We start from the raw sequence: 12,332 nt of genomic DNA on the forward strand, positions 1-12,332 counted from the left end.
TTAGGTGAGGGAGCAATTGGTAAGGGTGGTGATATCAATATCAAAACAGGGATGCTCTCCTTAAGCGATCGCGCTGAATTGACTACTGACACATCGGGAACTGGAGACGCAGGAAATATATTTGTACAAGCCAAGGATTCCGTTTCACTAGCAGGTAGTAAGACTGCCATCTACAGCGATGTGAAAAACACTGGAGTTGGCAATGCTGGCGTAATTGAGATTAAAGCTCGATCACTGAGCATGAGAGATAGGGCAAGCCTAAATTCCAGCACTTCTTCACAACAACAGGATACGACTGGACAACCAAGCCGTGCTGGCATGATTTCATTGCAGGCTGATGATGGAATCAATCTAGAAAATAGCAGTTATATCTTCAACAATGTAGAAAGTGGAGCAGTAGGACAGGGTGGTGAGGTTAAGATTAAAACTGGTTCACTGTCTTTACGCAATGGTTCTCAAATTCAAACCATAGTTCGTGGAGCATACGAGAACCAACTTCCTGGAAAAGGTAATGCTGGCAACATAAACATTCAGGCCAGTAAAGACGTTATCTTTGATGGTTTTTCTAATACAGACTTAGCAGAAAGACAAAATATTTTCTTTAGTGGAATCACCAGTGATGTGGAGTCTGGTGTAAAAGGCAATGCTGGCAATATAGAAATCACAACACCTAAAGATATTCGTCTAGATAACAAGGCATCTATTAGAGCTAATACTTCTGGGGGTAAAGGCAATATTATTCTAAACTCTCGTGATTTAATCTTGCGCCGCAACAGCAACATTACCACCAATGCCACAGGCTCTGCAACTGGTGGCAATATCACCATTAAGGCTGAAAACTTAGTTGCTGTTCCACAAGAAGACAGTAATATTAGTGCTGATGCTGAAGAAAGTTTTGGGGGAAAAGTAAGCATCAATGCTCAAGGTATATTTGGCATCAAGTTTCGGAAGCAACCAACATTAGAGAGTGATATTACTGCCTCTTCTGAACGGGGGCTAGAATTCAGTGGTGAAGTCAAACTCAACCTCCCAAATGTTGACCCCAGTCATGGTTTAGTTGAATTGCCCAAGAATGTTGTAGATCCGACTGAGCAAATTGCCCAAAATCCCTGTCAACGGGGTGTGGGCAGTAAATTTATCATCACTGGAAGCGGTGGCTTACCACCTAGCCCCAATGAAGCTACTAGCAGTGATGCTGTGCGAGTTGATTTAGTCGAGCCTGCCCCTGAGGGAAGTAGAGGCGCAGGGGAGCAGAGGCGCAGGGAGACAGAGCAGAAAAATAAATCTTCAGTTTCTAAACCAATTGTGCCTGCCCAAGGATGGATATTTAATAAAAACGGTGAGGTAATACTTACAGCATACGACCCCACAGGTACGGGTTCGCAACGTCCCCTTAATTCAGATGTCTGTCCAGTACCTTGAATTAATTCGTAATTCGTAATTAAACGTGGTGTGCAACGTTCTTTTAAACCTAACCCGCAACCCCTTCCCTACAGGGGAAGTGGAACAAGAGTCAAAGCCTCTACCCGTCGCGGGGAGAGGTTTGGAGAGGGGTTAAGCCAAAGTCTAGGGGTTAAGCCAAAGTCTGGAATTCACGTATTTTTAACCCATAAAGAAAAAATCAACGAGGAAGGCAGAATTATGTATATCAAACTGTCTAACCTATTTCAAAGATTACAAAATCTAGCCAAACGATCGCGCACAGCAACTAAACCGCGATCGCTAATCCTCTTAATACTTTTATTTGTCCTCTCCTTGAGCATTCCCCTGGTTGCTCACCAAGTCTCTGCATTATCTATCATCGTTCAAACTCAACAAAATCCCTTACAACTGGTAGAACAAGCCAAAAAACTCTACACTACCGGACAGTTTGAGCAGGCGGCTTTGGTTTGGCAAAAAACGGCTGAAGGTTTTGCTGCTCAAGGCGATAATCTCAATCAGGCAATGGCTTTGAGTAATCTTTCGCTTACACAGCAACAACTAGGTAAGTGGGCTGAAGCAAAACAGGCGATCGCAACTAGTCTCAAACTCCTAGAAATCCAGGAAAAAACACCAACGCAACGCCTCATCCAGGCGCAAACGTTGGATATTCAAGGACAGCTACAACTAGCAGTTGGGCGATCGCAAATAGCCCTGAAAACTTGGCAACAGGCAGCTGATATATATAAGAATATCGGCAATAAACATAAGTTCATCCAGAGTCAGATTAACCAAGCTCAGGCAATGCAAGAATTAGGGCTTTATCGCCGGGCTTGTGAAATATTACTAGAATCTTTAGAACTTGAGCATCAAGACCTTGATATCTCAAAACAACAGTTGCAAACCCTGACAGAGAAATTCTCAGGAACAGGCGATTTAGCGTCTTTACAAGTTTTAGGATTACGTAGTCTTGGTGATGTTCTGCGAGTAATTGGCAACAGCGAACAGTCCCAACTAATCTTGGCAGAAAGTGTGAAATTAGCAAAACAATTCGGTGATTCCCAAAACTTGGCTGCTGGCTACTTCAGTTTAGGTAATACAGTTCTGTCTTTGGGTAATCAAAAAGCCCAAATAGAAACCATTTCCACGCCAATTACATTCACATCATCTCCAGACTGCATGGCACGAGCAAATAATACTGTTTCCGAACTATACCAACAAGCAGCAGCCTGCTATCACCAAGCTGAATTATCTACCGATGCAAACATTAACGCCAAGGCAAAACTGAATTTACTCAGTCTCCTCATCGAGACTCAACAATGGTCTGAGATATCAACGCTACTGCCTAAAATTCAATCCCAGCTAGATAAATTGCCAATGAGTCATGGAGCCATCTATGCTCAAATAAATTTGGCACAAAATCTAATTTGTCTAAAATCAGCAGTAAATCCAGAAGTATCTCAACTGTCGTCCCCCCTACTTCAGCAGTGTGGTGTAAGCCAGGAAAAAACAACTAACACTGGGGGTAATACTTTGCAACCTACGCTGATTCCTGCGTGGGAAGATATTGCAAAAATTGTCACCACCGCACGTAACCAGGCTCAAGTTTTGCAAGACAACCAAGCACAAGCCTACGCTTTAGGTTATTTAGGCGGAGTTTACCAAGAAATTGGGGAAATACCAAATGCTCAAAGGTTTACTCAAGAAGCATTGCAACTAGTTTCGGCTTTTGATGCGCCACATATTGCCTATCGTTGGCAATGGCAATTAGGACGACTGCGGCGAATTCAGGAGAACCAACAAGGAGCCATCGCAGCGTATACAGCTGCGGTTGAAACTCTCAAGTCACTGCGTAAAGACTTAACTGTAATTAATCCAGACATACAATACACGTTTCGAGACAGTGTAGCCCCAGTTTATCGGGAATTTGTCGATTTACTGTTGCAAGCTAATAACTCTAACCAAACCAACCTCAAACAAGCTCGTGATGCAATTGAAGCACTTCAGCTGGCAGAACTGGATGATTACTTTCGAGATGCCTGCATTGAAGCTAAACCACAACAGATTGATCGAGTAGTAGATAAAGCTACTCCAGCAGCAGCAGTTTTATATACAATTACCTTGCCGGATCGCTTAGAGTTAATTCTCAAATTGCCAGGGCAAGAAAACTTAGAACACTACACTACAACAGTTACTCAAGCCCAATTAAAAGACAACTTAACACAATTAATAGAGCGTCTCAACGATAAAACACGCTTTGCTGGTGAAATTCAGGAATTATCACAACAGACATACGATTGGTTAATTAAACCAGCACAAAGCAAGCTAGTTGATAGTAAAGTCAAAACCTTAGTATTTGTATTGGATGGTCTATTACGAAATATCCCAATGGCAGTTCTTTATGATCGCGCCAGTCAGGAATATTTAGTACAAAAATATGCTTTAGTTATCACCCCTGGTCTTCAACTGATAAGTCCTCGTCCTTTAGCAAATGTCCGCCTCAATGCCATGCTTGCTGGCATGAGTGAACAGCGGAGTTTTCCTGACGAAAATCAGTTATTCTCTAATCTTAAATTTGTACCTAATGAATTAGGAAAAATTCAAAAGCAAGTGCCAAACAATGAAAAGTTACTGGATCAGTATTTTCTCAAAGCTACACTGCAAGAGCATCTAGCAAATGCCAAATATACTATTGTTCACTTAGCAACTCATGGAGAATTTAACTCTGACCCCGAAAAGACTTTTATTGCTACCTGGGATCACCTAATTAAAATCAAAGATTTGGATAAATTACTGCGATCAGGTAAGACAAATCAACCAATTTCGATTGAACTACTTGTTCTCAGTGCTTGTAAAACAGCCACAGGAGACAGCCGCGCTACTTTAGGGCTAGCTGGTGTTGCTGTACGAGCCGGAGCAAGAAGTACACTAGCCAGCTTGTGGTCAGTAAATGATGAGTCTACATCTGAACTCATGGGTGAATTTTATAGTGAATTAGTTAATGCCAATGGCCGAAAAAATGTCAGTAAAGCTGAGGCTCTCCAGCAAGCTCAGTTAGCTCTGTTAAACAATCGCGATCGCAATAAAAAATGGGAGCGTCCTTATTATTGGGCCCCCTTTGTTTTAGTAGGAAATTGGCTTTAATTTTGGGAAACCACAGTACCAAAGCTATATTCTTGAGCCAGTCTTTCTAAGCCAACCACACCATTAGCTTTTAATAAATCAGCCCATTCCTGTTTTAATGTTGGATCTTGTGGATTGCGACGGCGACGTTCAGCTAAATTATTCAACGCATCATACCAAATCTTATTATTTAAATAGCTTTGGTAATCATTAGTATTAGCAAAACTAAGGTTGATTCGTTCTACCGTTCCACCAACATCAAAACTATTTCCATCATTACAAACCATCCGAAAAGACCAATTATAAACCTTGCCTTGTTTTAATGAGTTTTGGGGTTTTGATGGCACAGTAACACTAACAATTCCTGGTGTTGATTGAACTGTGTATCGAGTTCTTTCTATGGTTTTTTGTTCTGCTTCATCCTGCAATACTAACTCAGCATATCTGATATCTTTCGGGAAATTAGGAACATAAACCCAAAAAGTAGGATACTCAGAGACAGTAGATCCCCCATTTTTAGGCACCAAAGCAGTTAGTTCTGTTGCTTCTATTCCATCACAATTACCACGGCTAGCAGCATCTGTTTGTCGATTTGGTCTACCTGTTGAAGTAAAATCTAGCTTTTGTCTCCGAGATGATTGTACTAAACGAAAGTTAGAATTTATAGTTAATCTGGGAGACTCTGCAAATACTAATATGGGGTAGCTTGTCAAGCCAGCCATAACCGAAGACAAAAAGAGGATAAGAGAATTTTTTGGAAAAGTTCGCTTCTTGTTACTCATAATTTCCTCTAAAAACTATTAACTATTGGTAGGAGTAGTAGGAGTAGTAGGAGTAGTAGGAGTGCTAGGAGTACTAGAAGTGGTAGAAGTGATTTGCACATACGTTAAGGCAATTACTACGCACACTCCTGTTAGGAACAAACTAAGTATTGTGGGTATAACTGGCAACCACCCACCCTTCATAAAAGCTAAAAAACATAGTCCATACAAAATACTGATCGCTATAACCACAACAAGCCCCCTCCTAATTGGCGATCGCCAATACTCAATCAATATCCCTACGAAGAATGCCCAAAGCCAAACCCAGATAATTTCTACCGCCTGTGGCCACCACCACAACAAGGGTCGTTGATTTAACACAGCACTAATAATTTGACTCACCATGTGTGCCTGAATTAACACTCCAGGCATTTCTGTACCATAGGGAGTCATATGAAAATCCCTAAAACTAGGGGCAGTAGTACCGATTAAAACAATGCGATTATTAACGAGACTTGGTAGTTTAGCGTCTTGCGAACCTTCAAGGATATCCGTCAAGCTTATTTGCTGGGCAATTGATTCATCTGGTTTCAGCGATCGATAATTGAGGAGAATTTGGTAGCCCAAATCTTCTGTTCTTGGTAACTGATACCCACCAGCATCTGAAACTAACTTGGGAAAAATTACTGTACCAATTTGTAACCTCTGATCTACAGTCTGTTGGATTGGTGAAATATTTTCTGTTTCTAAGTAACGAAGTGCAATTCGTAGGCTAAATGATTGATCTGTATAACATTGGTTGCTAGGTGTCTGAGCTAATAATTGGCGACGGATAACCTTGTTTGGATCTTCGGGAATATTACTAAATCCCAAACGTTGATATTGTGCTAATTGAATTTCAGGTGAAGCTTTTATACCTCCAATACTGCACGTAAGAATCAAATTGTTGTTCTCCTGCAATTGTTTTACTAAGTCTTTGAATTGTCGGTTGACACCAAAATCATGAAAAATATCCAAACCCATGACTCGCGGTTGATGCGGATTCAATTTTTGTAAAAGTGCATCAAGTGCTTGGTCTGATAGTGATGCGGCTCTCCTTTCCATATTTTTCTGAGCTTGATATTCCAGATCATCATCGTTAACTGTGATTATTAGTAGGCGAGGATCTGGTTGCTCAATAGGCCGCGATCGCATCATATAATCAAATGCTGCCAACTCCGATGGCTGCAACATCCCTAAAGGTCGTACCACTCCCATCAACAAGCCAACAATTATTACACTAGTTAGGAATGCAGTTTGGAATTTCCTCATTGGTAGAGTAGGTTTTCCCTTCCCGTTTGCCTTTGAGGGTTCTCCTGTGTTTTCTGCTTCCCGCATATATCGCAGAACTGTGATCAATGTGGTTGCTGCTGCTGTCAGTGCTGAAATTAAGGTCGGAAAATCCATCTGACACCTCCATGAAGGGTCTAAAAACAGGCAATGAGAAGGGATTTTAGCTTCTATTGTCTACAATCACAAAATCATTTCGTCGGTCATTGGTAGAGGTATTGTAGGCAATTAAAATCTCTTGAGCATCTAAAATTCGAGAAAATGCCGAAGTGCAAGGCTGTCCCCAAGGTAAGCCAAAATCATGAACATTGCCGGAAATTTCTCAGAAGTACATCCAACCAAATTTTAGTGCTGCTGTGGATTGAAAGATTCTGACAATTTGAGAAATATTTTGGTAAATTCTACAATTTTGATTTTGATGTTTGTATATTAATCTAATGGAAGAGAAACAAACATAAGGATTTTATGCAGCTATCTAATCAATTAAGAATTCTTTAAGAGTGCTACGACAAAAGCTGTAGACAAGAATGCCAATAAATGTTGAGTGTAAATTTTACCCGCTTATCTTTATGTTGCCGATCCCCCAAATTTAAACCTCTAACCAAAGTTAGATAAATTTAGTCAAAAGTTAGAGTTTAGAGTAAACTTTTTTTTGCCGAATAAAAAGTTTACTTAACGCCGTGTACAACTTTATCTCAAACCTAACCCCCAACCTCTTCCCTTTGTTCGTGCAGTGTCTCAAAGAGAGAGAATGGGAGCAAGAATCAAAGCCTCTCCCCGAAACAAAGAGAGGTTTGGAGAGGGGTTACAAGAATAGGTCGTAGATCGCATTACTTAATGAAATTCAGTTGTTGATGAATATATTATCTTCACAGATTTATAGAGATGGGTTTGTATCTTTTTGTTAATTATGTTTAACCAATTTTGGTAAAGTTCCTCCATAGAATAATTTCTTCACAAGTTCCTCAAATTATTTTTTTAAATTTGAGAAGTAGATAAATTTAGTAACAATGTTATGACAGTATCAACAAAATTACAGCAGTTTCTTAAATCAATTAAAGAAGCTCCTGCACAAATCATCAACTACATCTCAAGTGCAGCAGCGAGAATTTTTGCACCCAAGGATGATGATTATCCAGATACAGGAGTTCAACCTTTTGAGGGAGATATTCCTGATGAGAAAAGAAAGTTGTGAGCGGATGTTTAAAAAGTATCAAACTTTGGCTGGGTAATATTAGGACATAACATTAAGCTCATCCCATCCCCTTTTAGAGGATGGGATAACACGTGCATACTGATGACGGTTGACGGTTAACAATCATCAGTCAACAGTTAACGACGGCATTGAATAAGTGGGCTTCCCGCCGCCTTGGTGATAGTACTCCAGTTAACATCGTTGTTATGTCCGTCCAGAAGATTGACTACGATCGCGAACTATAGCGGTTCCCACTCAGATGGATGGGGTACAACATTATATTGCCAGGTGTAGGGGCACTGCCGTGCCCCTACGGGTGTACCTCACGTAAACGAGAACCGCTATATAATTGTCGAATATCAAAATCCTGAAACGCAGACACGGGAAATTTTGGCAGTCGGTCGGTTAAATAAATCGCATGGTACGAATGAAGCAGAATTCGCTATTGTGGTATGCGCCGAGTTACTGCGACGGCTGCTGGCACTTTAAATCACAAACCTATCAATTCTTCACAAGTTTCTCAACTTCTTATCCTAATGTCGAAAGTAGATCCACTTTAGTCATTGCTAGCGCTTAGAGACTTTCACCGGTGCAAGAAGATGAACAAGAGAAGCTTTGCAACTATAGACGGCAATGAAGCTGTTGCCCAAGTCGTCTATCGACTGAATGAAGTCATTGCGATTTATCCCATTACTCCTTCTTCACCAATGGCTGAGTGGGCAGATACTTGGGCTAGTGAAGGCAAACCCAACATTTGGGGTACTGTTCCCTCGGTGGTAGAGATGCAAAGTGAAGGAGGTGTGGCCGGTGCTGTACATGGTGCTTTGCAAACTGGTTCACTGACAACAACATTTACAGCATCACAGGGATTATTGTTGATGATCCCCAATATGTACAAAATTGCTGGGGAATTAACACCTACAGTATTTCATATTGCCGCGCGATCGCTAGCCGCGCAAGCTCTCTCCATTTTCGGTGACCACAGCGATGTCATGGCAGCGCGTGGCACTGGTTTTGCCATGCTGTGTGCCGCATCAGTCCAAGAAGCACAGGATTTTGCTTTAATAGCAACACGGACAACCTTAGAATCACGAATACCGTTCTTACACTTTTTTGATGGCTTTCGTACCTCCCACGAAATTAACAAAGTAGAAACTTTAACAGAAGATGATTTGCGAGAATTCATTCCCGATGAATTAGTATTTGCCCATCGGTCACGCGCTCTCACCCCTGACAAACCAGTTTTGCGCGGTACAACACAAAACCCTGATATCTACTTCCAAGCCAGGGAAACTGTCAATCCTTACTATCTAGCTTGTGCAGACATCACCCAGAAAGTCATGGATGAATTTGCCGCGATGACTGGGCGACAGTACCAACTATTTGAATATCACGGCGACCCAGCAGCCGAACGAGTTATTGTGCTGATGGGTTCTGGTTGTGAGGCTGTACATGAAATAGTAGATTACCTCAACGCCCGTGGTGAGAAAGTGGGTGTTTTGAAAGTAAGACTATATCGCCCATTTGATGTAAAGCGTTTTGTCGCTGCTTTACCAACAACTATCCGTAGCATCGCAGTTTTAGACCGCACGAAAGAACCAGGTGCATCAGGTGAACCTCTCTATTTAGATGTGGTAAATGCAATTCATGAAGCTTCGAAAGCAGGGCCAAGCATTTCCCTATCTCCCCCTCCTCAAGTAGTGGGTGGTCGTTACGGTTTATCTTCTAAAGAATTTACGCCAGCGATGATTAAAGCCGTCTTTGATAACCTTGCTGCGGCTGAACAAAAAAAAAATAATTTCACCATCGGTATTAACGATGATATCACCCACACCAGCTTGAATTATAACCCTGACTTTAGCATTGAACCAGACAACATAGTAAGAGCAATTTTTTATGGTTTGGGTGCAGATGGTACAGTGGGCGCTAATAAAAACTCAATCAAAATTATTGGAGAAGAAACAAGCAATTACGCTCAAGGCTATTTTGTCTACGACTCCAAGAAATCAGGTTCTGTCACAGTTTCTCACTTACGCTTTGGTTCACAACCAATTCGCTCAACCTATTTAATCAGCAAAGCTAACTTTGTCGGCTGTCATCAATGGGAATTTATCGAAAAATTTCCTATCCTGAAAGACATCATACCAGACGGCACATTCTTAGTTAATTCACCTTATGAACAGGATGAAGTTTGGGATCATCTGCCGCCATCAGTACAAGAGCAAATTATTCAAAAGCGTCTGAAATTTTATGTAATTAATGCCTATAAAGTTGCTCGTCAAGCAGGCATGGCTGGCAGAATCAACACAGTAATGCAGGTTTGTTTCTTCGCTTTATCGGGTGTATTGCCACGAGAAGAAGCGATCGCCTCTATCAAAAACTCCATCCGCAAGATTTACAGCCAGAAGGGCGACGAAATTGTACAGATGAACATCAACGCGGTGGATACTACATTAGAGAATTTGTATGAGGTGGGAAATAGGGAATTGGGAATAAGGAATGAGAAAGAAAAACAATCCCCCACTCTTGATACTGCACCTGCTTTTGTCCGTGATGTTTTAGGTAAAATGATTGCCCGTCAAGGAGATGAACTGCCAGTTAGTGCTTTACCAGCAGACGGGACTTATCCCACTGGTACAGCAAAATGGGAAAAGCGTAACATTGCCCAAGAAATACCCGTTTGGGATACAGATGTCTGCATTCAGTGTGGCAAGTGCGTGATGGTGTGCCCTCACAGTGTCATTCGGAGTAAGGTTTACGAACCGCAGCAGTTAGAAAATGCACCATCGACCTTTAAGAGTGCCAATGCCAAAGACCACGATTGGCAAGGATTGAAATACACTATCCAAGTGGCAGCAGAAGATTGCACTGGCTGCGGAATTTGCGTAGATGTTTGCCCGGCGAAGAATAAATCAGAACTACGCCGCAAAGCCATCAATATGGAACCGCAAAGACCATTACGCGAACAAGAACGGGAAAATTGGGACTTCTTTTTGAATATTCCTAATCCAGATAGAAGCCATCTGAAGCTGACTCATATTAACCAACAGCAGATGCAAGAACCATTATTTGAATTTTCTGGGGCTTGCGCTGGTTGTGGCGAGACACCTTATATTAAGTTAGCAACGCAGCTGTTTGGCGATCGCATGATTGTTGCCAACGCCACTGGTTGTTCTTCTATCTATGGTGGTAATTTACCCACCACACCTTGGACGCACAATACCGAAGGACGCGGGCCAGCTTGGTCTAATAGTTTATTTGAAGATAACGCGGAATTTGGACTTGGTTTTCGCATTTCGATTGATAAACAAGCAGAATTTGCTGCGGAATTACTCAAACAACTGACAACAGATGTAGGTGAAGAACTGGCAAATAGTATCCTCAATGCCGAACAAAAAGATGAAGCTGATATTTGGGAACAACGAGAAAGGGTAGCGCTATTGAAACAGAAGTTAGATAAAATTTTGACTGCGGAAATAGACACCAATTTAAAATCTAAAATCCAAAATCTAAAATCGCTAGCTGATTACTTAGTGAAAAAGAGTGTTTGGATTATCGGTGGTGATGGCTGGGGTTACGATATCGGATTCGGTGGACTAGATCACGTCTTAGCCAGTGGACACAACGTTAATATTCTCATTCTTGATACTGAAGTTTATTCCAATACAGGTGGACAAATGTCCAAAGCCACACCGAAAGCAGCTGTAGCCAAATTTGCGGCTGGAGGTAAAGTTGCACCTAAAAAAGACTTGGGTTTGATGGCGATGACTTACGGCAATGTCTATATTGCTAGCGTCGCAATGGGCGCACGCGATGAACACACCCTCAAGGCTTTCCTGGAAGCTGAAGCTTATGAAGGCCCATCGCTAATTATTGCCTACAGCCATTGCATTGCCCACGGAATCAATATGAGTACAGCAATGCAGAATCAAAAAGCTGCTGTCGATTCAGGACAATGGTTACTGTATCGATTTAATCCAGACCGCATCAAGCAAGGAATAAATCCACTACAACTTGATTCGCGCACACCAAAGTTACCATTAGAGAAATATATGTATTTAGAAAACCGCTTCAAGATGTTGACTAAGAGTAACGAAGAAGTGGCACAGCAATTACTTAAAGAAGCTCAAGCAGATGTGAAAAACCGTTGGCAAATGTATCAATATTTGGCTGCAAGAAATTATTGAAAATTAGAGATTTTGCCTAATCTCTCTTCTCTGAGTGAGAGGATATTTGAAAAGTCATCTGAGCGTTATAAAAACGTTTTATATTCCCCTAAAGCCCACTAAATAAATGGGATTTTGATTCCAGTTTTCCACCTAAAATTATAGCCAACCAGTTTTAAAATAACCTATGAGATTATTTTGAAATTTATCTTCGCGGCTTAAATAGAATATTTGAACAAACAACGCGCAGCGTCTCGTAATAGAATGAGTCCAAGGACGTAAAGGGAAGAGAAATAGAGTATTTCAACAAGATATATCTCACCCAAATATTTTAGCAAC

Annotated in this window: 5 protein-coding genes and 1 pseudogene; 4 read left to right on the forward strand and 2 right to left on the reverse strand. The window is 41.3% G+C overall.

Translation table 11 applies throughout. The annotated features are described in order from the left end of the window. Positions 1-1,422, forward strand: a pseudogene (locus ACEYW6_RS25900) (filamentous hemagglutinin); the annotation flags it as partial. 30 nt (positions 1,423-1,452) lie between these two features. Next, the gene (locus ACEYW6_RS25905) at positions 1,453-4,563 is read left to right on the forward strand and encodes a CHAT domain-containing protein (protein WP_412982014.1); all 3,111 of its coding nucleotides are present in this window, start codon (positions 1,453-1,455) and stop codon (positions 4,561-4,563) included. Here the strand turns inward: ACEYW6_RS25905 and ACEYW6_RS25910 are convergent. Together ACEYW6_RS25910 and ACEYW6_RS25915 are read right to left on the reverse strand one after the other, a co-directional pair. Then, on the reverse strand, positions 4,560-5,324 hold the full coding sequence (locus ACEYW6_RS25910) for a DUF928 domain-containing protein (protein ID WP_412982015.1): 765 nt from the start codon (positions 5,322-5,324) through the stop codon (positions 4,560-4,562). The two genes, ACEYW6_RS25905 and ACEYW6_RS25910, sit on opposite strands and share 4 nt — an antisense overlap. Before the next feature lie 18 nt (positions 5,325-5,342). Further along, positions 5,343-6,749 carry a CHASE2 domain-containing protein gene (locus tag ACEYW6_RS25915; protein WP_412982016.1) on the reverse strand — a complete coding sequence of 469 codons (1,407 nt, stop codon included), beginning with the start codon at positions 6,747-6,749 and terminating at the stop codon, positions 5,343-5,345. 898 nt (positions 6,750-7,647) lie between these two features. Between ACEYW6_RS25915 and ACEYW6_RS25920 the strand changes: the two genes are divergently transcribed. Both ACEYW6_RS25920 and nifJ read left to right on the forward strand, forming a co-directional pair. Further along, positions 7,648-7,827: a hypothetical protein gene (locus tag ACEYW6_RS25920; protein ID WP_196510937.1), complete on the forward strand. Its 180-nt coding sequence runs from the start codon at positions 7,648-7,650 to the stop codon at positions 7,825-7,827. A gap of 599 nt (positions 7,828-8,426) precedes the next feature. Continuing rightward, the gene (gene nifJ / locus ACEYW6_RS25925; protein ID WP_412982017.1) at positions 8,427-12,014 is read left to right on the forward strand and encodes a pyruvate:ferredoxin (flavodoxin) oxidoreductase; all 3,588 of its coding nucleotides are present in this window, start codon (positions 8,427-8,429) and stop codon (positions 12,012-12,014) included. The last annotated feature ends 318 nt before the right edge of the window (positions 12,015-12,332 follow it).

Origin of the sequence: Nostoc sp. UIC 10607 (assembly GCF_047228265.1) — a bacterium.
GTDB classification, from domain to species: domain Bacteria; phylum Cyanobacteriota; class Cyanobacteriia; order Cyanobacteriales; family Nostocaceae; genus Nostoc; species Nostoc foliaceum_A.